The organism is Paenirhodobacter sp., from assembly GCF_050177655.1.
In the GTDB taxonomy this organism is placed as follows: Bacteria; Pseudomonadota; Alphaproteobacteria; order Rhodobacterales; family Rhodobacteraceae; genus Rhodobacter.
Genome location: NZ_JBFXGV010000025.1, coordinates 1 through 24,768, shown reverse-complemented (window position 1 = coordinate 24,768; position 24,768 = coordinate 1). Strand labels below are relative to the sequence as shown.

The window sequence follows — 24,768 nt, the reverse complement described above, 5'->3', positions numbered from 1 at the left end:
CCGAAGCGGAGCTTAGCGCGTCCGCCAGCTCTCGGGCAACGGTCCCGTGGCCTGCGCCTCACGCGCGAGCAGCACCGCCTGGGTGCGCGAATAGACGCCGAGCTTGCGCATGATCGCGGTCACATGCGCCTTCACCGTGGTCTCGGCGATCGAGAGATCATAGGCGATCTGCTTGTTCATCTTGCCCGCGCAGATCTGCTCGAGGATATTCGCCTGCTGCCGGGTGAGCTGGCTCAGGCGGCGGATCGCCTCGTCCTGCGCGCTCATCCCGTTGCCCTCGGCGATCGCCGCGCCGCTCGCGTCGGGCACGAAGATTTCGCCCCGCGCGATCGCGGCAAAGGCGGCGCGGAAGAGCTCGCGGCGCGAATGTTTCGGCACGAATCCCGCGGCGCCGGCCAGGATCGCCGAGCGGATCACCCGCGGCTCGTCGATTGACGAAACGACGACGATCGGCAGATCGGGCGCGGCCTGGCGCAGCGCCATCAGCCCCTCGAGCCCGTTCACGTCGGGCAGATTGAGGTCGAGCACCACGACATCGGGCAGGCTGCCCTGCCCCGCCTCGCCCGAGATCAGCGCGAGCGCCTCGCTCAGCCGGTCGGCATGGGCGATCGCCTCGATCCCGGCCACCGCCTGCAAGGTCATCGCGAGCGCGTCGCAAAACAGCGGATGATCCTCGACGATCAGCGCCGAGCGGAACTCGGATCGGGGGGCGACGGGGCTCGTCTGCTGCATCATCTCGTCCTGTGTCATGCGAAAGAGGGTGCGGGGTTTCGCTCAGCCTAGCAAGCCCCGTCTGCGCCAGACACTGTCCTTAAGTCGGAGGCGCCCCTGCCCGGCCGCCCGCCTCTGGCCCTCGGGGAGCCTCCGGCGGGGATATTTCCACTCTATAGAAGCGCGCACAGGCCTGTTTTCTGCAGAGATCCAAATATCCCCGCCGGAGGCTCCGCCGCGGCAAGCTGCGCGACAGCGGAAAGGCGCGCGAGGTTTCCCCCGCGCGCCCTGACCAAGGCCACTCGTGACGATCAGTTCGCCGAGGCGAGCTGCTTGGGCAGCTTGAACGTCCAGACCATGCCGCCCTGGTTGAGATAGTTGACCTTCTTGGCGACCTCGCCGCCCCAGAGCGGCACCGCGCCACCCCAACCCGACATCACCGAGACATATTGCTCGCCGTCCATCTCGAAGGTGATCGGCTGGCCGACGATGCCGGAGCCGGTCTGGAACGACCAGAGCTTCTCGCCGGTGTCGGCGTCGAAGGCCATGAACTCACCCTCGGGGTTGCCGGTGAAGACGAGGCCACCGGCCGTCGACATCACGCCACCCCAGAGCGGGGCCGAGTTCTTGTATTCCCACTTCACCTCGCCGGTGTTCGGGTCGATCGCCTTGAGCGAGCCGATGTAATCCTCGAAGAGCGGCTTGATGGTGAAGCCCGCGCCCAGATAGGCCGCGCCCTTCTTGTAGCTGATCGGTTCGTTCCAGATGTCCATGCCCCATTCGTTCGAGGGCACGTAGAAGAGGCCGGTCTTCTGGTTATAGGCCATCGGCATCCAGTTCTTGCCGCCGAGGAACGAGGGCACGGAGAAGACCTGCTGGCCCTTGCCGTCCTCGGCCGCGGCATCGGGGGCGCCGGGGCGGTTGTCCTCGTTGTAGATCGGGCGGCCGTCCGCGCCGATGCCCTTCGCCCAGGAGATGTCCTTCACGAAAGGATAGGCGGCGATGAAATGCCCGTCCTCGCGGTTGAGGATGTAGAAGAAGCCGTTGCGGTCGGCGGTGGCGTAACGCTTGTTGCCATCCTTGTCGACGAAGCCCACGACCTCGTTCACGCCGTCGAAATCCCAGCCCTCGCGCGGGGTGGTCTGGAAGTGCCACTTGATCTCGCCGGTCTTCGGGTCGATGCCGATGCGCGAGGCGGCATAGAGGTTGTCGCCCTTGTTGCCCTCGACCGGCGTGCCGGCGTTGCGCAGATGCGAGTTCCAGGGCGCCGGGTTGCCCGCGCCGAAGATCAGCGTGTCGGTATCGGCGTCATAGGCGCCGCCGAGCCAGGTCGCACCGCCGCCGGTCTTCCACATGTCGCCCGGCCAGGTCGCGTTGAGCGTGCCGGTCATCGTCGAGGGCTCGCCCTTGAAGGTGCCCATGTTGCCTTCGATCGTCGGACGGGTCCAGACGAGCTCGCCGGTCTCCGCGTCGCGCGCCTGCACCTCGCCGACGATGCCGAATTCACCGCCCGAATTGCCGGTGATGACGAGACCGTTCACGATGAGCGGCGCCGCGGTGTAGGAATAGCCTTCCTTGTAATCGGCGATCTTCTTGTTCCATTTCACGTCGCCGGTCTTCAGGTCGAGCGCCACGATGCGCGCGTCGAGCGTGCCGAAATAGACGTTGTCGCCATAGATCGCCGCGCCGCGGTTGATCACGTCGCAGCAGGGCAGGATGCCCTCGGGCAGGCGCGCGTCGTATTGCCAGATTTCCTTGCCGGTCTTCAGGTCGATCGCATACATGCGCGAATAGGAGCCGGTGATATACATCACCCCGTCATAGACGAGCGGCTGGCTTTCCTGGCCGCGCTGCTTTTCCCCGCCAAGCGAGAAGGCCCAGGCCGGCACGAGGTTCTTCACGTTCTGTTTGTTGAGCGTCTCGAGCGGGCTGTAGCGCTGCAGGTTGCGCCCCATGCCGTTGGTCAGCACGTTCTCGGCGCTGTCCTGATCCTTGAGCAGATCGTCCTCGGTCACCCCGGCCGTCGCGGCCGTGCCGAGGCAGGCGATGGCCACGCAGGCGGCCAGTACAAAGCGATTCATCTCGCATCCTCCCGTTGTCTCGCCGCCTCCCGCAGCGGCATCGGGGACCAGTATTTACGACCTCACGAAACCGTATATTGTCCATTGGTCTTACGACCCCGGGCGCGGGGCTGCAGACATGCCCATGGGGCGCGCGAGTGCCCCCGCACGCCCCGATCAAGCCGTTGTTTTCGCGCTTATTTCGCCTTGAGGCTCGTCAGGTAGGTGACGATGAAATCCTGCACCGTCGGATCCTCGATGCCGACATGGCGCATCTTCGTGCCCGGCACGAGCTGGTCGTTCGCCTCCATCCAGGCGCGCAGCGCGCCGGGCGTCCAGACGAAGCCGGCACTCTTCAGCGCGTCGGAATAGGGATAGCCCGGGAAGCTGCCCGCCTTGCGCCCGACCACCCCGTCGAGCAGCGGCCCATAGCTCTTGCGGTCGGCATCGACCGAATGGCAGCGGTGGCAGGAGCCGTCGAAGAGCATCTTGCCCGCGGCGATCTTGACCTTGTCAAAGCTCTCGGCCTGCACCAGCGCCGGCGCCATGAGCGCCGCGCCGAGGATCAGGGCCGAGCGGAGCGATTTCGGGAACATGCGGTTTCTCCTGTGTCTTGGTGTTTCGAAGATATCGGGCGGGGCGAGGCGGCGCGGTTGACGCAGGTCAAGCCCGGCATTGGACTTTGGTCGTAGCGCTCACGAGAGCGGCGCATAGCGGTGTTCGTCGGCGTCGGGGGTGACCTCGTCGAGGTCGTAATCCGCGCCCTGCAACCGGCGCGCGACCGGCAGACCGGCCTCGGCCGCGCGGTCGACGAGGGCGCGCCCCGCCGCCGCGTCGCGCGCGATGCCCCTGCCCCGCATCAGATCGAGCCCGAGGTTGAAGGCGCCGACCGGATCGCCCGCCTCGGCCGCCCTGCGGTCCCAGTCCGCCGCCGCGGTCGGATCCTCCTCCCCGCCGAGGCCATTGTCGGTGAGCTCGCTCATCCAGGTCATCGCGCCGGTCCAGCCATCCTGCGCGCAACGCTCGAAGAGCTGGCGCGCCTCGGCGTGGCGGCCGGATTTCGTGATGAAATAGCCGGTCGCGCAATTCGTCATCGAGGTCTCGCCGCGGCCCACGTCGCGCAGCACCCGCTCGATCGTCAGCTCCTCGGGATTCAGATCGCCGCCCGGATCGGCGGTCTCCTGCGCGAAGGCCGGCGCGGCGATCAGCGCCACCGCAAGCGCGACTGTGAAATGATGCATGGCGGCCTCCTCCTGCGCAGCCTAGCGCGGCACCGCCCGCGCACGGTCCTAGACATTGGTCGTATTGCTGCCCCGGTCTCCTGCGCGCTCTTCTGGCCCCGGGGAGGACAGGATGCGCGGACTATTCATTGCACTCGCATGCGGGCTTGGCGCCGCCACGGCGCAGGCCGACCCCCTGCGCATCGACTGGCTCGAGCATCGCGAGGTGCCGCCGCCGGTGCTTTCGAACATGCAGTCCGAACCCGAAGACCTTGGCCTCGCCGGGGCGGATCTGGCGCTGGCCGATATCTCGACGACCGGGAAATTCACCGGGCAAAGCTATGATCTGCATCGTACGGTGATCGCGCCGGATGGCGATTTTCTAAGCGCGGCCAAGGCTTTGCTGGACGAAGGTGCGACGGTTCTGGTGACCCGTGCCCCCGCCTCAGATCTGCTTGCGCTGGCCGATCTGCCGCAGGCGAAGGGTGCGCTGATCCTCAATACCTCCGCCCCGGACGAGCGTCTGCGCGAGGCGGATTGCCGCGCCAATGTGCTGCACACGCTGCCGAGCCTCTCGATGCGCGCCGATGCGCTCTCGCAATTCATCGTCACCAAGCGCTGGACGCGGCTTGCGATGATCGAGGGCACCCTGCCCGCGGATCAGGCTTTCGCGGCCGCGCTGAAGTCCAGCCTGACGAAATTCGGCCTTGAGCTTCTGTCCGATAAAACATGGGCTTACGACGCGAACATGAGACGTGCGGCAGCGGCGGAGGTGCCGCTGTTCACCCAGGATCTGCCCGATCACGACCTCTTGCTCGTGGCCGACGAGCCCGGCGATTTCGCGCGCTACGTCGCCTATAACACCTGGTTGCCGCGCCCGCTCGCGGGGTCGGAGGGTGCGAAACCCGTGGGCTGGTCCGGCGTGGTCGAGCAAAACGGCGCCGCGCAGTTGCAGGACCGCTTTCGCGCGGCCGCCGGGCGGGAGATGACGGCGGATGATTTCGCCGCCTGGGCCGCCATCGCCGCGCTTGGCGAGGCGGCGACGCGAAGTGCCGACAAAACTTCAACTTCGCTGCGCAACTATATGCTTTCCGGAAATTTTCGCCTTGGCGCCTTCCTCGGGACGCCGCTTTCCTTCCGCGCCTGGAATGGCCAGATGCGCCAGCCCATCCCGATCGTGACCGAACGCGCGGTCGTCGCGCTCGCCCCTTTCGAGGGCTTCCTGCATCCGGCGAGCGAGCTCGACACGCTCGGCATCGACCGGCCCGAAACCCAGTGCTCAGCCTTCGGAGACGCGCCATGATCCGCATCCTGCTCCTCACCACGCTTCTCGCGGCGCCGGTGCGCGCCGACGAGATCTGGGTGACCAATGAAATGGACGACACGGTGAGCGTGATCGACGCGAAGAGTTTCGCCGTGAAGGCGACATATCCCACCGGAGAGCGCCCCCGCGGTGTCACTTTCTCCAAGGATTTCAAGTATCTCTACATCTGCGCCTCGGATAGCGACGCGGTTCAGGTGATGGATCCGGAGACCGGCAAGGTGCTGCATGATCTGCCCTCGGGCGAGGATCCGGAGCAATTCGTGCTCGCGCCGGACGACCGGCTTCTCTACATCGCGAACGAGAATGACGCGGTGACGACCGTCGTCGATACCCGGACGCGCAAGGTCGTGGCGCAGATCGACGTCGGCGTCGAGCCCGAGGGGATGGGCATTTCGCCCGATGGCAAGGTGCAGGTCACCACCTCGGAAACCACCAATATGGCGCATTGGATCGACACCGCGACGCATAAGATCATCGCGAATTCGCTGGTCGATCCGCGACCGCGGCATGCCGAGTTCAGCCCCGATGGATCCGAGCTTTGGGTGAGTTCGGAAATTGGCGGAACCGTCGCTGTCTTCGACGCTGCGACGCAGGGGCAGAAAGCGAAGATCACCTTCGCGATCAAGGGGATACGCAGCGAAAAGATCCAGCCGGTCGGGATCGCCTTCTCCCCCGATGCGCGCAAGATCTTCGTCGCGCTTGGCCCCGCGAACCATGTCGCGGTGATCGACGCCAAGAGCTTCGCGGTCGAGAAATACATCCTCGTCGGCCGCCGCGTCTGGCACATGGCGATCTCGCCGGATCAGACGAAGCTTTTCACCACCAACGGCATTTCCGGCGACGTGACGGTGATCGACCTCGCCTCGCTCGAGCCGATCGCCACCGTCAAGGTCGGCCGCTTTCCCTGGGGCGCCGCTGCGCGCCCGTCGAATGAATAAGGAGAAACAATGCGTTATTCCGCAATCTTCATGTTGTCTCTGGCGCTTTTCGCGCCGCTTCCCACGTTGGCGGAAGAGGATGACGATGCGCCGCCGCCTGCCGGCCTTCTTGCCGGGCCGAACAAGGAAGATCTGCCCGAAGTGATCCTTTCGGTCGGCGAGCCGCTCGGCGGCCCCTGGCACCTCACCTCCGGCAAATATTACGAGGTCGCGATCACCGCCGACGGCTCGGGCGAGATCGGCCTGTCGGGGGGCGATTTCTTCCATGCGATCTGGGTCGACGAGGTGGTGGTGAAAGGGCTAGAGATCCGCCCGATGGGCCTGCATTCGATCGAATTCGACCGTGCCGGCACGATGGAGATCGGCTTCGTCGCGGTGAAGCCCGGCAGCTACACCCTGGCGATCCCCGGCTCGACCGGTGCCGATCAGCGTATCGAGATCACGATTGACTGACGCGCTCGCAGTTCGCGGCCTGAGCCATGCCTGGGGGCGCAAGACGGCGCTGAGCGACGTCTCCTTCACCCTGCCGGCGGGCCGGTTCTGCGCGCTGCTCGGCCCGAACGGCGCGGGAAAATCCACGCTGATGGCGGTGCTGACCGGGCTGATCCGGCCGCGCCCGGGTATCGTCACCGTTGCGGGCGTCGACATGGGGCGCAGGCCGCGCCAGGCGCTCGCGGGCATCGGCGTCGTGTTCCAGCAGCCGACGCTCGATCTCGACCTTTCGGTGCAGGCGAACATGCGTCTTTTCGCCGGGTTGCACGGGTTATCAAAGCGCGAGGCCGAGCCGCGGATCGAAGAGGCGCTCACCCGCCTTGGCATGGCCGAGCGCGCGGGCGAGAAGCTGCGCGCGCTGAACGGCGGGCATCGGCGGCGGATGGAGATCGCGCGCGCGCTGATCCACCGCCCCCGCCTTCTGCTTCTGGACGAGCCGACGGTGGGCCTCGACGCGCCCTCCCGCGCGGCGATCACCGATCACGTTCATGCGTTGGTTTCGCAAGGGATTTCCGTGCTTTGGGCGACACACCTCACAGATGAGATCCGCCCCGAGGACGATCTGATCCTGCTTCATCGCGGGCGTATCGCCGCGACCGGCCCCGTGGCCGAGGCGACACAGGGCGCGCCGCTTGCCGAGTGGTTCCTCGCCCGCACCCGGGCGGAGGCCGCGTGATGCGTGCGCTGCGTGCCGCGGGCGCCATCGCCTCGCGCGAGATCGCGCGGTTCCTGATGCAGCGCGAGCGTTTCTTCGCCGCGCTCGTGCGGCCGCTCGTCTGGCTCTTCGTCTTTGCGGCCGGGTTCCGGGCGGCGCTCGGGCTTTCGATCATCCCGCCCTATCGCACCTATATCCCTTACGAAACCTACATCATTCCAGGGCTTTGCGGGATGATCTTGCTGTTTTCCGGGATGCAGAGCTCGCTTTCCCTCGTGCATGACCGCGAGAATGGCGCGATGCGGCTGATGCTCACCGCGCCCTGGCCGCGCTGGTTCCTGCTTGGGGCAAAACTCCTTGCAGGCACCTTCGTCGGTCTCATTCAGGTTGCAGCTTTCCTTTTGATCGCAGCGCTTTACGGGCTAAAGCTCACGTTCTTCGGTTACCTCTCCGCGATTCCCGCGATCCTGCTTTCCGGCCTCATGCTCGGTGCGCTTGGCCTCTTCCTCTCCGCCCGCATCAGGCAGCTCGAGAACTTCGCGGGCGTGATGAACTTCGTGATCTTCCCGATGTTTTTCATGTCGACCGCGCTTTATCCGCTCTGGAAGATGCAGGAAAGCTCGCCGCTCCTCGCCACGCTCTGCCGGTTCAACCCTTTCACCCATGCGGTCGAGCTGATCCGCTTCGCGATGTATGGCCAGATCGCCTGGGTCGAACTGGGCTGGACCAGCCTCGCTCTGATCGTGTTTTTCCTTGGTGCGCTCTGGGGTTACGAGCCAGCGCGCACGCGGCCCGGATCCTGAACCAGCCGCGAGGGGCGCCCCTCGAGCCGCATCCGCCGGGTGGAGAGCGCCGCCAGCTCCTCCTCCGAATGCGATGCGATCACCACCGCCGCGCCGGTCTCGGCGATCAGCTCGGCGGTGAGGCCGAGCAGCGCCGCGATCCGCTCGGCGTCGAGCGAGGCGAAGGGCTCGTCGAGGATCAGCACCTCGGGCCGGCCGACGAAGGCGCGCGCGAGGCCGACGCGCCGCGCCTGGCCGAGCGAAAGCTGCGCCGGCCAGCGCCCGCCCATCCCTTCGAGCCCGACGCGGGCCAGCATGCGCTCCGCCTCCGCCTCGGTGCAGCCGGTGGGGATCGTGATATTCTCGATCACCCGGCGCCAGGGCATCAGCGTCGGGCTTTGAAACACCATCGCGCGGCGCCCGGCGACGTCGAGACGGCCGGAAAACCGCGCATCGAGCCCGGCGAGGATGCTCAGCAGCGTCGTCTTGCCCGCGCCCGAGGCGCCGGCGATGCCGACCACCTCGCCCGGCGCGACGCTCAGCTGCATCGGCCCGAGCACCGGCTGGGCGCCGAAACGTTTCTCGGTCAACTCGAGCGCGATCATGCGGGCCTCCAGCGGGCTGCGCGGCGGGCGAGCGGCGCAAGCACGCCCCATTCGATCGCGAGCATGACCGCGACGAAGGCAAGTGCATTGGCCAGAACGCCTGCAATATCAAACATTTGAAAGTCGAGATGAATGCGGAATCCGATGCCGTCCGGGCGGCCGAGAAACTCGACCACCAGGACGATCTTCCAGATCAGCGAGAGCCCGGTGCGGGCGGCGGCAAAGATCTGCGGGCTCAGCTGCGGCAGGATGATGTGGCGCAACCGGGCCATTGGCGACATGCGGAAGACGCGCCCCATGTCGCGCAGCCCGGGGTCGAGCACCCGCACCCCCTCGCGCAAAAGCACGGCGACGGTCGGGATCTTGTTCAGCGCGACGGCGATCACCGCAGCGGTCTCATTGAGCCCGATCCAGAGGTAGCATAGCACCACCACGACCAACGCCGGCACGTTCAGCGCCACCGTCAGCCAGGGATCGAGCCAGCGGTCGAGCCGCGGCGAGAGGCCAAGCGCGAGCCCCACCGCCATGCCGATCCCCATCGCCAGCGCAAAGGACAGCACCACCCGGCGCAGCGTCGCGATCAGATCGGCGGTCATCTTGCCCGAGGACAGCCCCTCGACGAGGCGTGGCAGCACCTCGGCCGGCCCCGGCGCGCGGAACGGATCGGCGACGAGCCAGGAGATCAGCGCCCAGAGCGCGATCAGCACGGCGACCGAAAGCGCCGGGCGCAGCCAGCGCCCGCCCCCCGGCGGGATCGGCCGAGGGGCGTCGGAGGCGCCGCCTTGCGCGGCCTCCTTGCCCGAACCGATCCCGTGCTGTGCCGAACTCACCGCCATGACGCGCTCAGTTCGTCAGGAATGTGCCCGGCGGCAGCGTGGTCGCCGGCCCCACCAGATCGGGCCCGCCGAGTTCAGCCATCAGCGCGAGCATGCGCGCGGCGGCGGCCTCGTCCACTGGGCCGGGCGCCGGGATCCCCGCGCGGTAACCGGCCACAAGTGCCTGATATTGCGCGTCATCCTTCGCCTTCATCTGCGGGCGCAGCCGGTCGAAGGCGGCATCGTCGGTGGCCAGTTTCTCCTTCGCCGCGCGCGAGGCCTGCGCCAGCGCCGCGACGAGATCGGGTTGTTCCGCGACCAGTTTCCCGGGCAGGACATAGCCCAGCAGCGGCGTTTCCGGATCGAGGCCAAGCGCCCTCGCGGCATCGGCCACCGGCAGCAGCGTGACCATGCCGCCCGCCTCCATCTTCGCCATGAAATGCCAGAAGTTGATCGCCGCATCGACCTCGCCCGAAAGCGCGGCCTGCATGATCAGCGGCGGCGCGCCGAAGACCTGCTCGGTTTGCGCGGAAAGGTCGAATCCCGCCTCCTTCTGCGCATAGGCGCGCAGGATCAGCCAGCTCTTGTCGAGCGGCCCGCCGGCGATGCCGATCTTCTTGCCCTTCAGATCGGCGATCGAGCTGATGCCGGCACCCGGCTTCACCATCAGCCCGCCGACCGCCTTGGAATAGGGCAGAAAGCGATAGTCCTGCCCCTCGGCCCGCATCCGCGCGACCCAGAACCAGTCGGTCACGATCGCATCGACCGCCCCGCCCTGAAGCGCCACCTGCGCCGCCGGATTGCCCGCGACCGGCATCACCTCAAGGTCGAATCCCGCTGCCGTATCAAGCCCGTAGTGCTTGATCGTGTCGAGCTCCCAATTCACCGTGCCGCCTTCGAGCGCGGCGATCCGCAGCACCGGCACCTCCGCCTGCGCCGTCAGCGCGAAGAACGCGCCCGCAAGGGCCACGCCCATCGCGCGGCCGATCTTTCCGAAATCCATCCGATCCTCCCTCGGGGGCGGAAAAGCCCCCTCCTGCGCCAGAGTAAGGCGCCCCGCCCGACCCCGCCTATAAGACCAATGGCCAATACGCGGGCCCGCCCGGATCGGGCAGGCTGAGCCCGAACCGAGACGAAGGTCCAATGGCTCCATTGCCGCGCCGCGGCTAAGCCGGACCGGACGAGATCCGAAAGGGAGGTGAAGATGCTCGACGCCCGCACCCGCCGCCTTGGCGCGGCCCTCACGCTGATCCTGGCCGCGATGCCGGTGCAGCTCCTCGCCCATGGCGATGTCACGCCGCAGCCGGTGAACACCGATGCGCTGCCCGATGTCGGCGAGGACTGGCTGACCGAAAACCCCTATCGCGCCGACAAAGCCGGCGAGGATGTCTGGAAGGCCGCCGTGCGCATCGGCGATTCCGGCTTCAACCAGAACTGCGCGCGCTGCCACGGGCTGGGCGCGGTCTCGGGCGGCATCGCCCCGGATCTGCGCTATCTCGAAGCTGAGGAATCGGGCGACGAATGGTTCGCCGAGCGCTTCCAGGGCGGCTTCACCCAGAACGGTATCACCAAGATGCCCGCCTTCGGTCCGATCCTCGGGCAAAAGGCCGGCTGGGCGATCCGCACCTATATCGAGACCCGGCCCGAGGATGGCGCGCTCGACGAATATTCCGACCGGCTGCATGCGATCCACGATCAGCTGATGAAGGGCGAAGGTGACGGCGCCGCGATCAAGGCGGAGCTCGAAGGCATCGCCGCGAAGATCAAGACCGCCTCCGGCGCGCCGGTCGCCGACAGCGCGGTCAGCCGTGCCGCCGAAGTGCTGACGGCCGATCCCGCCACCTTCAAGCACGCGGGGGAACAGCTCGAGATCGGGCTTTCGGCGGCACAGTGAGGAAATGATGCGGCGGCGCGAGGTTTTCACTGCACTTACAATGCTTTGCGGGGCGATCCTGATGTCGCCCCAAAGCGCCCGTGCCGCCTGCGAGGGGATGGCCCCCGAGCAGAAGATGCAGAACACCTTCGCGCAGGACATCGGGCGCAGGCTCGACCGGATCCGCGAGGATGGCTGGATCGAATTCGCGCTTTACGACGATTTTCGTCCCTGGTCCTGGAGCGAGAACGGCCATGCGAAGGGCATCGACGTCGAGATCGGCGAGCTGATCGCGCAGGATCTCGGCGTCGAGCCGCGGATGCGGCTCGTGTCCTCGAGCGAGACGCTCGACGCCGATCTGCTGAACTACGTCTATCGCGGCGCGGTCGTGGGCGGGCGCGTCTCGGACGTGATGCTGCATGTTCCCTATGACGTGTCCTATGCCTGCCGTTTCGATCAGGTGGTGTTCACCGGGCAATATGCGGTCGAACGCCTCGCCATCGCCTATGGCACCGCGGATTACCCCGAAAAGGGGCCGACACCGCCGGTTTTCCGCTTCGATCCGGTGGGGGTCGAGAATGACTCGATCTCCGATTTCTTCCTGACCTCGGTCGCGCATGGGGCGACGGCGGACAAGGTGCATCGCTACAAGTCGACGGCCGATGCGATGCAGGGGCTGGCGGCGCATGAGGTGATGGCGGTGATGGGCCCGCGCGCCGAGCTCGACGCCAATCTCACGCCCGGGATCGCGGTGCACGAACCGCCGCTGCTGGGGCTGGCGAAGTCGAAATGGACGCTGGGCGTCGCCGTTTCCGGCCAGCATCGGCCGCTCGCCTATGCCGTCGACGACGCGATCGCCGCCGCGCTGGAGGATGGCCGCATCGCGGCGATCTTTGCGAAATACGGCGTCGACTACAAGCCGCCGGAAAGATGAATATCGGCGCGTAACACGCTAGATTGTCTGCATATTCCCGTCGAAATCGACCAGTGTGATCGCGCCGAGGCCAAGCTGGGCCTTGGCGCGTTCGATCGCGGCCTGATCCATCAGCACGAAAGCGGTCGAGGCCGCATCGGCGAGCGCCGCGCTCTCCGCCCCCACCGTCACCGTCGACCAGCGCGGCGCCTCGCCCCGCGGGCCGAGGATATGGCTGCCACCGGGTAGCGCGAGCGCCCCGGGCGAAGAGGTCGCAAGCGCGCGGTCGCTGCCGCGCCCGATATGCCGCGTCGCGATCAGCCCCACGGATGGATCGGAAATGCCAAGCCGGAACGGCCCGCCAAGCGCCGCGAATTCCCCCATGTCGATGAGACAATCGTCATGACCCAAAGCCGCCAGAAGCGCCGCGACGCGGTCGGCGGCATGGCCCTGAACGATCCCGTTGAGGGTGATCTCCTGCCCCTGCCCCATGGCAATTTCCGTTTCCATATCAATACGCTCGAAGCCGATGCTGAGACGCGCCGTCGTGGTGTCCCCGCCCTCGGCCAGCGCGCGCCAAAGCCGCTGCACCGTCGGATCGAAGGCGCCCCCGGTCGCCCCGTGAACCCGCGCAGCCTGCGCGAGCACGGCGCGCATCCGCTCCGATCCCGGGCCGCGCCCCGTTGCGTTGAGACGGGTCAGTTCCGACGGGCGATGGAGCGAGAAAACAGTCTCTATTTCAGCGATTTCGCGCTGCACGCGGGCAAGCGGAACCTCCCCCGGCAGGGTGATCGCGACATCTGCGCCAAAGGCCTGCCCGCGCCAGGTCTCGGCCCGCGCGCCCTGCCCGGCCAGCGCGGCCAGTGTCGCGATCTGCAGAAACCGCCGCCGTTTCATGCCGCTTTCCTTCCCTTTTTCGCCGCGAGGATCAGCGGCACGCACTGGCCCGGATCATCGTGGATCTTCACGCAATCAAGGCATTGGAAACATTCGGAATACTTGATCTCTCCCGTGCGCTTGATCGCCCCATATCGGCAGCGTACGCGGCAGAGTTGGCAAGGCGTTCCACACTCCTCCCGCCGCGGGATCCAGCGGCGCAGGCGCAGAAGTCCGCCGATCCGCATCGCCGCGCCCAGCGGGCAGATCGAGCGACAGAAGCCCTTGAACCAGATCATCGACACCGCGATCCAGCCCCCCGCCCAAAGCACATAGGGCAAGGGGCGTGCGAAATGCACGGTGATCGCGGTCTTGAACGGCTCGATCTCGGCGGCGGTCTCGGCCTTGTCGGGGGCGAGAAAGGCGATCAGCACGAGGGCCGCCAAGGCGATCGGGCCGGTCCAGAGCAGCGCACGGGCAAGGCTTGGCGGCGGCTCCCATTGCGGCAGGCGCAACAGGCGGCCGAGGTGATGGGCGAATTCCTGCAGAGCACCGAAGGGGCACAGCCAGCCGCAGAAGAAGCCCCGCCCCCAGAGGAGAAAGCCGAGGATCGCCGCCGCCCAGACAAGAAGACCGAAGGGGTCGTAGAGCAGCACCGAAAGCCCGCCCGCGAAAATCCCGCGCAGGAAGGCGAGAACGGTCACGATCGAAAGCTGTCCCTGCCCCCAGAACCCAACGAATCCAATGACAAGCGCGAGGATGCTCAGACGAACCGGCGTGAAGGCCCGCAGCCCCGCCAGGCGCGATTGTGCGAGCAGAGCGGCGGTGAGAAGCACGAGGAAACCGCCGAGAAGCCAGAGGTCGGTGGCGCGATTGCGCAGCGCCTCGCAGAACGGGCTTTGCGGCGTGGGGGCACTTGGACGCAAGAAGAAACGCTCGGGCGTCTTCAGCGTCAGCGCGAAATGCGCCTCGCCCGGATCGGGTTGGAACTGGCCGTGAAGGCGCACGGCCTGCGCCTTGAGGATCCAGTCCCGGGTCGGATCGAAGCCCAGACGCCGATCAAGGCGAACCACCATTTTTGTCGCGTCTTCAAAGCGTTCCGGGACGTTCTTCGCAAGGCTCGGCAAGATGTCGGCGTCGCGCAGCGCAAGCGGTAGGCCGTCCTGCTCGGCCGCGAGCCGGTCGGGCGCGGTATTGCGCACGAAGTCTTCGGAGACGAGCCCCTGACGCCCGGCCTCGATCAGCAGGAAAAGTTCGTCATCCGGCGCGCGCGCCTGAAACCGCTGCACCTCGGCCAGAGTGTCGGGGGCCAGCACCGCCCGCGCCAGCGACGGCGGGCCGAGATCGACGACATAGAGATCGAGGAAGGGCGCCGCCGGATCGGCCTTGGCCTCCGGATCGTCATCGGCCCATTTCGTGCCCGCGAAGGCGGCGTCCTCCTCGCCGTTCGTGACCGAGATATGCCCCACAAGCCCTTGATCGAGCGCGGAATTCCAGTCGAGCGCCTCGTCGTGATCGGGGTTTGGCCGCGGTGGCGGGCCGGCCGAGACGCCCTGCATCTTCTCGCGGGCGACGGCGAGCGTCGCGGCCAGGATCGAGTCATGCGCGATCCGCACCGAAGCCGTCGCCTTCGTGACCCCGTCGAGATAGACGAGATCGGTGCCCGCGCCGGAGCCGCCATAGGGCGTGCCGACGACCAGCGGCTCGTTGATCGAATGGCCGCGATACTGTTCGAGAAAGGCGCGGAACGGCGCTTCGCCCAGGCCGGAAACGAAGATCGGCTCGTTTTGCGAGATCAGCCGCACGTCGATGAACCGCCCCTCGCGATCGAGCATCACGAGCATGTCGATCGATGCGCCGGAAAACCCCGGAAGTGGCGCCAACTCACCGGTTTCAAAGACAAATCCCGCCTCGCCGCCACCCGAGTTCAAAAGCGTCCAGACGCCCTTGTCATTGACCGCTTGACCGAGCGCATAGGGCGCGAGGATCATCGGCTCGAGCTCGGCGCGCGTCAGCGGGGCCGCGAGGAGCGGTGTGGCGAAGAAGAGGCAAAGGAAAAGCGCGCGGAACATGGCGCCAGCCTGCTCCGCGCGCCGCGCGCTTCAAATACGACCTAAGTCTCAGGTAATCACGTTCGGGCCCGGGCGGCCGGTGCGGGCGCGGATGCCCACGATCTCCTCGGTCGCGGCGATGATCGGGGCGAGCGCCTCCTGCGGCTCCTCGCCAAGCCCCTCGGGCCCGGGTGCGTAGCGCTCGAGGTAGACGCGCAGCGTCGCCCCCTCGGTGCCGGTGCCCGAAAGCCGCAGCACCACGCGCGAGCCGCCCTCGAACAGGATGCGGAAGCCCTGATGCGCCGAAACCGAGCCATCGACCGGGTCGGTGTAGCAGAATTCGTCTGAACTTTCGACGACAAGGCCTTGGTATTCCTTGCCTTTCAGCGTATCGAGACGGCCGCGCAGATCGTCGAGCATGGCATTCGCCACCTCGGTCGGGAGCGCTTCGTAATCGTGGCGCGAGTAGTAGTTGCGGCCAAAGCGCGCCCAATGCTCCGCCATCAGCTCAGCCACGCCCATGCCGCGCGCCGCGATGATGTTGAGCCACATCAGGATCGCCCAGACGCCGTCCTTCTCGCGCACATGGTCGGAACCGGTGCCGAAGCTTTCCTCGCCACAAAGGCTCACGCGGCCGGCATCCATCAGATTGCCGAAGAATTTCCAGCCCGTGGGCGTCTCGTAGCAGTCGATCCCCACCGCCGCGGCGACGCGATCGACCGCCGCCGAGGTCGGCATCGAGCGCGCCACGCCCTTGAGCCCGCGCGCATAGCCCGGCACCAGATGCGCATTGGCCGCGATCACCGCGAGGCTGTCGGAGGGCGAGACATAGATGCCGCGCCCGACGATCATGTTGCGGTCCCCGTCGCCATCGGAGGCCGCCCCGAAATCGGGGGCCTCCGCGCCCATCATCTCACCCATCAGCTCATGCGCCCAGGTCGGGTTCGGATCGGGGTGCATGCCGCCGAAATCGGGCAGCGGCACCGCATGGGTCACGGTGCCCGGCGCGGCGCCGAGACGACGCTCGAGGATCTCGACCGCATAGGGGCCGGTGATCGCGCACATGCTGTCCATCCGCATCCGGAAACCTGCCTTAAAAAGATCTCGCAACGCTTTGAAATCGAAGATCTCTTCCATCATGTCGGCATAGGCGGAGACGGGATCGACGACCTCGACCACCATCGCGCCGAGACGCACCTCGCCAAGGTGCGAGAGGTCGATATCGGCGACATCGAGCATGCGATACTCGGTGATCGTCTTCGTGCGGGCGAAGATCGCCTCGGTCACCGCCTCGGGCGCCGGGCCGCCGTTCGCCATGTTGTACTTGACGCCGAAATCCTCCTTCGGGCCGCCGGGATTGTGGCTTGCCGAGAGGATGATGCCGCCGTCCGCCTTGCGCTTGCGGATCATGTTCGAGGCGGCCGGCGTCGAAAGCCAGGCGCCCTGCCCGACGATCACCCGCGCCGCGCCATTCGCGGCCGCCATCTTCAGGATCACCTGCGCCGCCTCGGCGCCGAAATAGCGCCCGTCGCCGCCCAGCACGAGCAGCTTGCCCGCCACACCGTCCACGGCGTCGAAGGTCGCCTGCACGAAATTCTCGAGGTAGTTCGGCTGCATGAACACCGGCGTCTTCTTGCGCAGGCCCGATGTGCCGGGTTTCTGACCGTCGAACGGGGTGGTCGGATGGGTCGTCATGGTTCGTCCTCTGCGGCGATGATGGGCCGGGTGAAAAGTTGAACGGATTGCGCCGCGACGCAAGTCGTGGCGGCGGAAAATTGCCGCTCGGGCGCGTCGGGCGCCGCGCTGTCGAGCACGAGGCGCCAGATCCCTTCGGGAAGTGCCGCCTCGAGCGCTTCGCCCGCGTTGAAGATGGCAAAGATCGCCTCGCTCGCGGCCTCGCCCTCGGGGCCTTCGGCGGCGCCGCGGATCTCGACGCAAAGGCAGCGGGCATTCGCGTCGTGCCAGTCCTGCGCCGAGGGCTCGGCCCCCGAGGGCAGCCGCCAGATCAGATCGCGCACCCCGTCCTGCGCGCGCACCTGCGCGTGCAGGAAGCGCGACTGGTGCAGCACCGGATGCGCGCGGCGCAGCATCGTCAGCCGCGCGACGTAATCGGTCAGATCGCCCTCGGCGCCGCTCCAGTCGACCCAGCCGATCGGATTGTCCTGCGCATAGGCGTTGTTGTTGCCGCGCTGCCCGTTCGAGAGCTCGTCGCCCCCCAGAAGCATCGGCACGCCTTGCGAGAGCAGCAGCGTGGCGAGCATCGCGCGTTTGCGGGCGGCACGTTCCTTCGGGTCGGCCACCGCCTCCGAGTAATTCGCGTTATGCCCGTCGCGATTGTTCTCCCCATTCGCCTCGTTGTGCTTTTCGTTATAATAAACAAGGTCATGCAGGGTGAAACCGTCATGCGCGGTGAGAAAGTTGACCGAGGCCTGCGTGCCGCGCCAGCCGTGATCGAAAATCTCCGCCGAGCCGGAGACGCGGCGCGCAAGCTCGGGCATCTGCGCCGGATCGCGGCGCCAGAACTGGCGGATGCCATCGCGGAAGCGGTCGTTCCATTCCGCGAACGGATAGGGAAAAGCGCCGAGCTGATAGCCGCCCGGGCCGATGTCCCAGGGCTCGGCGATCAGCTTGATCCGCGCCAGCACCGGATCCTGCCGGATCGCGGTGAGGAAGGGGCCGTCGGCATTGAACCGCCCCGCCGCATCGCGCCCAAGCGTCGCCGCAAGGTCGAAGCGGAAGCCGTCGACGCCCAGTTCCTCGACCCAGGCGCGCATGCTGTCCATCACCAGGCGCAGCGTGTAAGGGTGCGAAAGATCTAGCGTATTTCCGGTGCCGGTATCGTTGATATAGGACCGCCCGCCCTCCGCCAGCCGGTAATAGGCGGCATTCTCGAAACCGCGCAGGCTCAGCATCGGGCCGCCCGCGTCGCCCTCACCGGTGTGGTTGTAGACGACGTCGATGATGACCTCGATGCCGGCGGCATGCAGCGCATGCACCATCTGGCGGAACCCTTCGCGCGTGCCATAGCGCGGGTCGGGCGCCATGAAGGCCGCGGGCTGGTAGCCCCAGTAATTGCTCAGCCCCTTCTCGATCAGGAAGCGGTCGTCGATGAAGGCGGTGCAGGGCATCAGCTCGAGCGCGGTGACGCCGAGCCGGGTCAGATGGGCGACCACCGCGGGATGGCCGAGCGCCTCGTAACGGCCACGCATCTCGGGCGGCACATCGGGGTGCTGCATCGTCAGGCCACGCGGGTGCGCCTCATAGATAATCGTGTTACGCCAACGGGTTGCGGGGCGTTCCCAATGTGGTTTCTCAACATCGCAGACGATGCTTTTCGGCATCGCCGCGGCGCTGTCGCGCCGATCCTGCCGGCCCGGGCCGGCCAGCCCCTGCATCGTCGTCTCCCAACGCAGCGGCTTCGAGAGCGCCCGCGCATAGGGGTCGATCAGAAGCTTCGCGGGGTTGAACCGATGGCCGAGATCGGGCGCCCAGGGGCCGGATACGCGATAGCCATACTGCGCGCCGGGTTTCAGCCCGGGCACGAAACCGTGCCAGATCGGGCCGGAATGCCCCGGCAGGGTCAGGCGCGTCTCCTTCGTGCCCTCGAACAGGCACAGATCGACGCTCTCCGCATGGGCGGAGAAGACGGCGAAATTCACGCCGCCGTCGCGGGGGACGGCGCCGAGAACCTCCGGCCTGCCCGGCTCGATCCTCATTTCGCGATCAGGCTGTCGTAAAGCGCGGCATAGGTCGCCGCCGAGCGTTCCCAGCCGAAATCGCTCTTCATCGCGCGCCGCACCATCGCCGTCCAGCGCTTGCGGTCGGCGTAAAGCTTGACCATGTGCCGCATCCCCTGCCGGAAGGCGAGCGCGTCGACCGGATGGAAGGTGACGCCGGTCGCGGCATTGGCGGCCTCGGTCGCCGGCGTCGCGGGCACGACGGTATCGGCCAGCCCGCCCACCGCGGAGACGAGCGGCAGGCAGCCATATTTCAGCCCGTAAAGCTGGGTCAGCCCGCAGGGCTCAAAACGCGAAGGCACCAGCACGATGTCGCCGCCGGCGAACATCCGGTGGCTCAGCGCCTCGTCATAGCCAAGCCGCACACCGACGCGCCCGGGGTAGCGGAAGGTCAGATCGCGCAGCAGCGTCTCCGCCCAGGCCTCGCCCGAGCCGAGCACGCAAAGCGCGCCGCCCGCGGCCAGCAGCTCCTCGGCCGCGGCGGGAAGCATGTCGATCCCCTTTTGCGGCGTGAGCCGGGAGACGAGCACGGCAAGCGGGCCCTCGACCTCGGAATCAAGATTAAATTCGTCCAGCAAAGCCTTGCGGTTCTTAGCTTTTCCGGCAAGTTTCGTGGGCGAGAACGGCTCGATCGCCGGGTCGTTCTCCGGATCCCAGAGCGCGCCGTCGACGCCGTTGAGGATGCCGTAGACGCTTGCCGCGCGCTGCGAGATCACGCCGTCGAGCCCCTCGCCGAACTCCGGCCGCATCAGCTCCTCGGCATAGCGCGGCGAGACGGTGGTGACCGCCCAGGCCGCGTTGATCCCCGCCTTCAGCGCCGAGATATCGCCGTAGAATTCGAACTCGCCGGGGTGGAACCAGTCCGCCGGCAGGCGCATCGCCCCCATCTTGTCGGCGCCGACCCGGCCCTGGAAGGCGATGTTGTGGATCGTGAGCACGGTGGGCACATGGTTGCCCCAGTATTTCAGATAGGCCGGGGCGAGCGCGCCCTGCCAGTCATGGGCATGCACGATCTCGGGCTTCCAGCCCTCGATCCCGTTCGTCGCGATCACCGCGGCGACCCAGCACAGCGCGGCGAAACGCTCGGCATTGTCCCAGTAATCGCCGAGCGGGCTCGCATAGGGATTGCCGGGCCGGTCGTAGAGATGCGGCGCGTCGAGCGCGAGCACCTCGACATCGCCGATCTTGCCGAGGTAAAGCTCGCCCAGCCCGCCGAAGAGGTTCGGATCGGCCCAGACCACATCGCCGCGCCCGATCTTATCGAGCACCCCGGGATAGGCCGGGATCATCAGCCGCATCTCCCAGCCCTGCCCCGCGAGCGCCGCAGGCAGCGCGCCGACGACATCGGCAAGCCCCCCGGTCTTGATCAGAGGCACCGCTTCCGAGGCGACCGACAACACCCGTTTCATCGCATTCCCTTCCGTCTCTCCCGTCGCGGGGCCGTCGCCGCCCCCACGCTGCCGCGCAAACAGCGCTCCGGCCGGTGCGCACCGGCCGGAGCCCTTTCGAAACCGCCGTTCAGCCCAGGATCGCCGCGCGGCGATCGAGCATGGGCTGGGTGATCAGCACGACGCCGCCCTCGGTGCGGCGGAACCATTTCGCGTCTTCCTCCGGATCCTCGCCGACGATCAGACCGTTCGGAATCTGCACGCCGCGGTCGATCACGCAATGGCTGAGCTGCGCCATCCGCCCGATATCGGCATAGGGCAGCGCCACCACATGGTCGAGCGTCGAGAAGCTGTGCGCACGGCAGCCGGTGAAGAGCAGCGAATTGCGCACCTCGGAGCCCGAGACGATGCAATCGCCCGAGACGAGCGAGCTCACCGCCGAACCGCGCCGCCCATCCTCGTCATGGATGAACTTCGCCGGCGGCACGATCTCGGCATAGGTCCAGATCGGCCATTCGTTGTCGTAGAGATCGAGCTTCGGCGTGAAATCGGTGAGGTCGATATTCGCCTGCCAGAAGGCGTCGATCGTGCCGACGTCGCGCCAGTAGGGCTCGCTTTCCAGCCCGGTGGTCACACAGCTCTCGGAGAACTTATGCGCCATCGCCTTGCCGTTCTTGACGATATAGGGGATCAGGTCGTGGCCGAAATCATGGCTCGAATTCGGGTCGATCGCATCGCGCAAAAGCAGATCGCGCAGGAATTCCCAGTCGAAGACATAGATCCCCATCGAGGCGAGGCTGTTCTCCGGATCGCCGGGCATGCCGGGGGGATTTTTCGGCTTCTCGAGGAAGTCGGTGATCTGCCCGGTCTTGTCGATCGCCATCACGCCGAAGGCCGAGGCCTCGGCACGCGGCACGGTGAGACAGCCGATGGTGACGTCGGCGCCGGTCTCGACATGCTGGCGCAGCATGATCTCGTAATCCATCTTGTAGACGTGGTCGCCCGCGAGGATCACGACATAGCGGACGTTGTAGTCCTGGATGATGTCGATGTTCTGCGCGACCGCGTCGGCGGTGCCCATGTACCATTTCGTCTCGTCGACGCGCTGGGAGGCGGGCAGGATGTCGAGATATTCGTTGCGCTCGGCGCGGAAGAAGTTCCAGCCGCGCTGCATGTGGCGAATGAGGCTGTGCGCCTTGTACTGCGTGGCGATCGCCATCTTGCGGATGCCCGAATTCAGCGCGTTCGACAGCGCGAAGTCGATGATCCGGGTCTTGCCGCCGAAATAGACGGCGGGCTTTGCGCGGCGATCGGTCAGTTCCTTGAGGCGCGAGCCCCGTCCACCGGCAAGAATGAACGCCATCGCCTGCGAAGACAGACGTTGGTTCGGTTGCGATTTCATACTTCCCCCCTTCGATTAGTCCGCCGGCGTGAAGATCACGACCGACAACGGCGGCAGATAGACCTCGGCGCTGTGCGCACGTGTCATCCAGCCGATCTCATCGGTCTCGATCATGCCGAGATTGCCCCAATTCGCTCCTCCGTAATGGGCGCTGTCGGTATTGAGGATCTCGCGCCAGGCGCCCCCCTGCGGCAGGCCGATGCGCAGCGTGCGCTCGACCGGCGTGAGGTTGGCGGCAATGACGACGGGCGGATGGCCGGGCGCGCGGCGCTCGAACACATAGACGGAGCGGGCGGCGTCATCCGCCTCGATCCAGGAAAAGCCCTGCGGGTCGCAATCTCCCCAGTGCAGCGCCGGCGTCTCGCGGTAGAGCCGGTTGAGATCGCGCACGAGGTTGCGAAGCCCGTTGTGCGGGGCGTAGTTGAGCAGGTTCCAGTCGAGCGCCTCGGCCTCCGACCATTCGCGCCACTGACCGAACTCCTGCCCCATGAAGAGCAGCTTCTTGCCCGGGTGCGTCCACTGGAAGGCGTAGAAGGCGCGCAGGTTCGCGAATTTCTGCGCATCGTCGCCCGGCATCTTCGCGATCATCGAGCCCTTGCCATGCACCACCTCGTCATGGCTGATCGGCAGGATGAAATTCTCGCTATAGGTGTAGACGCTGGCGAAGGTCAGCTCGTTGTGGTGATAGCTGCGATGGATCGGCTCGCGCGAGAAATAGCGCAGCGTGTCGTTCATCCAGCCCATGTTCCACTTGTAGCCGAAGCCGAGACCGCCGTGATCGGCGGGCTTCGTCACCCCGGCGAAAGCGGTGCTTTCCTCGGCCACCGTCATGATGCCCGGGGCGCCGCCATAGGCCTGGGTGTTCATCGCCTGCAGGAAGGCGATCGCCTCGAGATTCTCCCGCCCGCCATAGACGTTCGGGATCCACTCGCCCTCCTTGCGCGAATAATCGCGGTAGAGCATCGAGGCCACGGCATCCACGCGCAGCCCGTCGAGGTGGTATTCTTCCAGCCAATACAAGGCGTTGGCAAGCAGGAAGTTGGACACTTCGCGGCGGCCGTAATTGTAGATCAGCGTGTTCCAGTCGTGGTGGAAGCCTTCCTTCGGATCGGCATGCTCATAAAGCGGCGTGCCGTCGAAAAGCCGCAGCCCATGCTCGTCGGTCGGGAAATGCCCCGGAACCCAGTCGAGCAGAATGCCGATGCCGCGCTGATGCGCCGCGTCGACGAAGGCCGCGAATTCCTCCGGCCGGCCATAGCGGATCGTCGGCGCGTAAAGGCCGATCGGCTGGTAACCCCAGCTGCCGTCGAAGGGGAACTCCGAGATCGGCATCAGCTCGATATGGGTGAAGCCCATGTCGACGACATAATCGAGCAGTTCGGTCGAGAGCTCGTAATAGCTCAGCGAACGGCCGCCCTGCTCCCAGATCCGCTTCCACGAGCCCAGATGCACCTCGTAGATCGAGACCGGCTCATGGATGTTCTGCACGCTTTCGCGCGTCTGCAGCCAGCCCGCATCGGCCCAGTCATGCAGCCCGAGCTCGCGCACCACCGAGGCGGTGGCCGGCGGATGTTCGGAGCCGAAGCCGATCGGGTCGGCCTTCAGCGGCATCAGATTGCCACCGGGGCCGAGGATCTCGTATTTGTAGGTGTCGCCCGCCGCCACGCCGGGCAGGAAGATTTCGAACACACCGGTCGAACCGCGCCGCCGCATCGGATGGCGCCGCCCGTCCCAGTTGTTGAAGCTGCCCACCACCGAGACGCGCCGGGCATTGGGCGCCCAGACCGCGAAATGCACGCCGTCCACGCCTTCATGCGTGATCAGATGGGCGCCGAGCGCCTTCCAGAGGTGGCGATGCGTGCCCTCGCCAAGCAGATATTCGTCGATCTCGCCCAGCACCGGGCCGAACCGATAGGGATCCTCGAAGTCCCAGGTGGTGACGTCGTTCCGGGCGCGCAGGCTATACCCGCTCTTGCCGGCCCATTTCCCGCAAAAAACCCCGGGCACCACGGCCTCGAGTTCGACTTCCTTGCCGCGGGGGCCGACGGCCCAAAGTTTTTCCGCGTCGGGAACGATGGCTACAATTCGATTTGTCCGCCCGTCTTTGTGAATTCCGAGAACGGCAAAAGGATCTTCATGCCGGCCTTCGGCCAGCGCAAGTGCTTCGCTGCGGTCTATCAGCGTCATTTTCTTTCCTTAGAGGGCCGACTCGGTCCCCCAGATATCCTCCATATAACCACGAATTGCGCGATCTGAGGAGAAGAAACCCATACGGGCGGTATTCAACGCAGCCATGCGCCACCAGCGATCGGGATTTCCGAACGCGCGATCGACATCGGCCTGCGCTGCGCGATAGGCCTCGAAATCCGAGGCGACGAGGAAGTAATCGGAATGCCACATGTTGTGGACAAGGCCATGATAACGCGTAGGTTCCTCGGGGCTGAACCGGCCCTCGGCAATCATCTGCAACACATCCTGGAGGGATTGGCTTTGCAAGATCGCGTGGCGTGAATGCTCCGGATCCTTGCGACGTTCCATCACCTCCGCCGCGGTCAGGCCGAAGAGGAAGAAATTCTCCGCCCCCACCTGCTCGCGGATCTCGACATTGGCTCCGTCGAGCGTGCCGATCGTCAACGCGCCGTTGAGCGCGAATTTCATGTTCCCGGTGCCCGAGGCCTCCTTGCCGGCGGTCGAGATCTGTTCCGACAGGTCCGCGGCCGGGATCAGCCGCTCCGCCATCGAGACGTTGTAATTCGCCGGGTAGATGATCTTGAGCCGCCCGTCGACATAGGGATCCGCATTAACAACGGTCGCCACGTCATTGATAAGGCGAATGATTTCCTTCGCGGCCTGATAGCCGGGCGCGGCCTTGCCGCCAAAGATCTTGACCCGCGGCTGATAGGTGGCGAGCGGGTTTTCCCGGATC

At 66.4% G+C, this 24,768-nt stretch carries 22 protein-coding genes; 7 read left to right on the top strand and 15 right to left on the bottom strand.

Going from position 1 to position 24,768, the window contains the following annotated elements:
- Positions 1-12: 12 nt before the first annotated feature.
- The 4 genes from AB7U46_RS10420 to AB7U46_RS10405 form a co-directional block, all read right to left on the bottom strand.
- Positions 13-732, bottom strand: coding sequence for a response regulator (locus tag AB7U46_RS10420; RefSeq protein WP_428336906.1), 720 nt, complete (start codon positions 730-732; stop codon positions 13-15).
- A 290-nt stretch (positions 733-1,022) separates the two neighbouring features.
- Positions 1,023-2,792: a PQQ-dependent methanol/ethanol family dehydrogenase gene (locus tag AB7U46_RS10415; protein ID WP_428336905.1), complete on the bottom strand. Its 1,770-nt coding sequence runs from the start codon at positions 2,790-2,792 to the stop codon at positions 1,023-1,025.
- A gap of 176 nt (positions 2,793-2,968) precedes the next feature.
- Positions 2,969-3,367, bottom strand: a complete 399-nt coding sequence (locus AB7U46_RS10410) for a c-type cytochrome (protein ID WP_428336904.1) — start codon at positions 3,365-3,367, stop codon at positions 2,969-2,971.
- Between the two features lie 99 nt (positions 3,368-3,466).
- Entirely contained in the window at positions 3,467-4,012 is a 546-nt protein-coding gene (locus AB7U46_RS10405) for a sel1 repeat family protein (RefSeq protein ID WP_428336903.1), read from the bottom strand.
- A 112-nt stretch (positions 4,013-4,124) separates the two neighbouring features.
- Between AB7U46_RS10405 and AB7U46_RS10400 the strand changes: the two genes are divergently transcribed.
- From AB7U46_RS10400 to AB7U46_RS10380, 5 genes are read left to right on the top strand one after another with little or no spacing between them, the layout of a single operon-like run.
- Positions 4,125-5,294 (top strand): ABC transporter substrate-binding protein, encoded by a 1,170-nt coding sequence (locus tag AB7U46_RS10400; protein ID WP_428336902.1) that lies wholly within the window; start codon positions 4,125-4,127, stop codon positions 5,292-5,294.
- Entirely contained in the window at positions 5,291-6,253 is a 963-nt protein-coding gene (locus tag AB7U46_RS10395; protein ID WP_428336901.1) for a YVTN family beta-propeller repeat protein, read from the top strand. The genes AB7U46_RS10400 and AB7U46_RS10395 overlap by 4 nt, the downstream gene beginning before the upstream one ends.
- 9 nt (positions 6,254-6,262) lie before the next feature.
- Positions 6,263-6,706 carry a hypothetical protein gene (locus AB7U46_RS10390; RefSeq protein WP_428336900.1) on the top strand — a complete coding sequence of 148 codons (444 nt, stop codon included), beginning with the start codon at positions 6,263-6,265 and terminating at the stop codon, positions 6,704-6,706.
- Positions 6,699-7,421 carry an ABC transporter ATP-binding protein gene (locus AB7U46_RS10385; RefSeq protein WP_428336899.1) on the top strand — a complete coding sequence of 241 codons (723 nt, stop codon included), beginning with the start codon at positions 6,699-6,701 and terminating at the stop codon, positions 7,419-7,421. Before AB7U46_RS10390 ends, AB7U46_RS10385 begins: the two co-directional genes overlap by 8 nt.
- Positions 7,421-8,203: an ABC transporter permease gene (locus tag AB7U46_RS10380; RefSeq protein WP_428336898.1), complete on the top strand. Its 783-nt coding sequence runs from the start codon at positions 7,421-7,423 to the stop codon at positions 8,201-8,203. The genes AB7U46_RS10385 and AB7U46_RS10380 overlap by 1 nt, the downstream gene beginning before the upstream one ends.
- On the opposite strand, the gene AB7U46_RS10375 is transcribed toward AB7U46_RS10380, so the two are convergent.
- From AB7U46_RS10375 to AB7U46_RS10365, 3 genes are read right to left on the bottom strand one after another with little or no spacing between them, the layout of a single operon-like run.
- Complete coding sequence (locus AB7U46_RS10375; protein ID WP_428336897.1) at positions 8,170-8,787, bottom strand: ABC transporter ATP-binding protein; 618 nt, start codon at positions 8,785-8,787, stop codon at positions 8,170-8,172. The genes AB7U46_RS10380 and AB7U46_RS10375 overlap by 34 nt on opposite strands.
- Positions 8,784-9,623, bottom strand: a complete 840-nt coding sequence (locus AB7U46_RS10370; protein WP_428336896.1) for an ABC transporter permease — start codon at positions 9,621-9,623, stop codon at positions 8,784-8,786. The genes AB7U46_RS10375 and AB7U46_RS10370 overlap by 4 nt, the downstream gene beginning before the upstream one ends.
- A 7-nt stretch (positions 9,624-9,630) precedes the next feature.
- Entirely contained in the window at positions 9,631-10,605 is a 975-nt protein-coding gene (locus tag AB7U46_RS10365; protein WP_428336895.1) for an ABC transporter substrate-binding protein, read from the bottom strand.
- 201 nt (positions 10,606-10,806) lie between these two features.
- Here AB7U46_RS10365 and pedF point away from each other — a divergent pair, with 201 nt between their 5' ends.
- Both pedF and AB7U46_RS10355 read left to right on the top strand, forming a co-directional pair.
- Positions 10,807-11,496 (top strand): cytochrome c-550 PedF, encoded by a 690-nt coding sequence (gene pedF, locus AB7U46_RS10360; RefSeq protein ID WP_428336894.1) that lies wholly within the window; start codon positions 10,807-10,809, stop codon positions 11,494-11,496.
- Between the two features lie 61 nt (positions 11,497-11,557).
- Positions 11,558-12,409, top strand: coding sequence for a substrate-binding periplasmic protein (locus tag AB7U46_RS10355; protein ID WP_428336893.1), 852 nt, complete (start codon positions 11,558-11,560; stop codon positions 12,407-12,409).
- 18 nt (positions 12,410-12,427) lie between these two features.
- Here AB7U46_RS10355 and AB7U46_RS10350 read toward each other — a convergent pair whose 3' ends face one another.
- The 8 genes from AB7U46_RS10350 to AB7U46_RS10315 all read right to left on the bottom strand — a co-directional run.
- Positions 12,428-13,285 carry an FAD:protein FMN transferase gene (locus tag AB7U46_RS10350; protein WP_428336892.1) on the bottom strand — a complete coding sequence of 286 codons (858 nt, stop codon included), beginning with the start codon at positions 13,283-13,285 and terminating at the stop codon, positions 12,428-12,430.
- Positions 13,282-15,336, bottom strand: a complete 2,055-nt coding sequence (locus AB7U46_RS10345; RefSeq protein ID WP_428336891.1) for a 4Fe-4S binding protein — start codon at positions 15,334-15,336, stop codon at positions 13,282-13,284. The genes AB7U46_RS10350 and AB7U46_RS10345 overlap by 4 nt, the downstream gene beginning before the upstream one ends.
- Positions 15,337-15,384: 48 nt before the next feature.
- Positions 15,385-17,010, bottom strand: coding sequence for an alpha-D-glucose phosphate-specific phosphoglucomutase (locus AB7U46_RS10340; protein ID WP_428336890.1), 1,626 nt, complete (start codon positions 17,008-17,010; stop codon positions 15,385-15,387).
- Positions 17,007-19,031: a glycogen debranching protein GlgX gene (glgX, locus tag AB7U46_RS10335; RefSeq protein ID WP_428336889.1), complete on the bottom strand. Its 2,025-nt coding sequence runs from the start codon at positions 19,029-19,031 to the stop codon at positions 17,007-17,009. The genes AB7U46_RS10340 and glgX overlap by 4 nt, the downstream gene beginning before the upstream one ends.
- Positions 19,028-20,461 carry a glycogen synthase GlgA gene (gene glgA, locus AB7U46_RS10330; protein ID WP_428336888.1) on the bottom strand — a complete coding sequence of 478 codons (1,434 nt, stop codon included), beginning with the start codon at positions 20,459-20,461 and terminating at the stop codon, positions 19,028-19,030. The genes glgX and glgA overlap by 4 nt, the downstream gene beginning before the upstream one ends.
- Positions 20,462-20,570: 109 nt before the next feature.
- On the bottom strand, positions 20,571-21,842 hold the full coding sequence (gene glgC, locus AB7U46_RS10325; RefSeq protein ID WP_428336887.1) for a glucose-1-phosphate adenylyltransferase: 1,272 nt from the start codon (positions 21,840-21,842) through the stop codon (positions 20,571-20,573).
- Positions 21,843-21,857: 15 nt separating this feature from the next.
- Positions 21,858-24,029 carry a 1,4-alpha-glucan branching protein GlgB gene (gene glgB / locus AB7U46_RS10320; RefSeq protein ID WP_428336886.1) on the bottom strand — a complete coding sequence of 724 codons (2,172 nt, stop codon included), beginning with the start codon at positions 24,027-24,029 and terminating at the stop codon, positions 21,858-21,860.
- A 9-nt stretch (positions 24,030-24,038) separates the two neighbouring features.
- The coding region (locus tag AB7U46_RS10315; RefSeq protein WP_428336885.1) for a glycogen/starch/alpha-glucan phosphorylase at positions 24,039-24,768 on the bottom strand (730 nt) is incomplete at its 5' end.

Bases quoted from the DNA above. Each gene is read 5' to 3' on its own strand.
- AB7U46_RS10420 (WP_428336906.1), bottom strand. From the start codon at position 732: ATGCAGCAGACGAGCCCCGTCGCCCCCCGATCCGAGTTCCGCTCGGCG.
- AB7U46_RS10415 (WP_428336905.1), bottom strand. From the start codon at position 2,792: ATGAATCGCTTTGTACTGGCCGCCTGCGTGGCCATCGCCTGCCTCGGC.
- AB7U46_RS10410 (WP_428336904.1), bottom strand. From the start codon at position 3,367: ATGTTCCCGAAATCGCTCCGCTCGGCCCTGATCCTCGGCGCGGCGCTC.
- AB7U46_RS10405 (WP_428336903.1), bottom strand. From the start codon at position 4,012: ATGCATCATTTCACAGTCGCGCTTGCGGTGGCGCTGATCGCCGCGCCG.
- AB7U46_RS10400 (WP_428336902.1), top strand. From the start codon at position 4,125: ATGCGCGGACTATTCATTGCACTCGCATGCGGGCTTGGCGCCGCCACG.
- AB7U46_RS10395 (WP_428336901.1), top strand. From the start codon at position 5,291: ATGATCCGCATCCTGCTCCTCACCACGCTTCTCGCGGCGCCGGTGCGC.
- AB7U46_RS10390 (WP_428336900.1), top strand. From the start codon at position 6,263: ATGCGTTATTCCGCAATCTTCATGTTGTCTCTGGCGCTTTTCGCGCCG.
- AB7U46_RS10380 (WP_428336898.1), top strand. From the start codon at position 7,421: ATGCGTGCGCTGCGTGCCGCGGGCGCCATCGCCTCGCGCGAGATCGCG.
- AB7U46_RS10375 (WP_428336897.1), bottom strand. From the start codon at position 8,787: ATGATCGCGCTCGAGTTGACCGAGAAACGTTTCGGCGCCCAGCCGGTG.
- AB7U46_RS10370 (WP_428336896.1), bottom strand. From the start codon at position 9,623: ATGGCGGTGAGTTCGGCACAGCACGGGATCGGTTCGGGCAAGGAGGCC.
- AB7U46_RS10365 (WP_428336895.1), bottom strand. From the start codon at position 10,605: ATGGATTTCGGAAAGATCGGCCGCGCGATGGGCGTGGCCCTTGCGGGC.
- pedF (WP_428336894.1), top strand. From the start codon at position 10,807: ATGCTCGACGCCCGCACCCGCCGCCTTGGCGCGGCCCTCACGCTGATC.
- AB7U46_RS10355 (WP_428336893.1), top strand. From the start codon at position 11,558: ATGTCGCCCCAAAGCGCCCGTGCCGCCTGCGAGGGGATGGCCCCCGAG.
- AB7U46_RS10350 (WP_428336892.1), bottom strand. From the start codon at position 13,285: ATGAAACGGCGGCGGTTTCTGCAGATCGCGACACTGGCCGCGCTGGCC.
- AB7U46_RS10345 (WP_428336891.1), bottom strand. From the start codon at position 15,336: ATGTTCCGCGCGCTTTTCCTTTGCCTCTTCTTCGCCACACCGCTCCTC.
- AB7U46_RS10340 (WP_428336890.1), bottom strand. From the start codon at position 17,010: ATGACGACCCATCCGACCACCCCGTTCGACGGTCAGAAACCCGGCACA.
- glgX (WP_428336889.1), bottom strand. From the start codon at position 19,031: ATGAGGATCGAGCCGGGCAGGCCGGAGGTTCTCGGCGCCGTCCCCCGC.
- glgA (WP_428336888.1), bottom strand. From the start codon at position 20,461: ATGAAACGGGTGTTGTCGGTCGCCTCGGAAGCGGTGCCTCTGATCAAG.
- glgC (WP_428336887.1), bottom strand. From the start codon at position 21,842: ATGAAATCGCAACCGAACCAACGTCTGTCTTCGCAGGCGATGGCGTTC.
- glgB (WP_428336886.1), bottom strand. From the start codon at position 24,029: ATGACGCTGATAGACCGCAGCGAAGCACTTGCGCTGGCCGAAGGCCGG.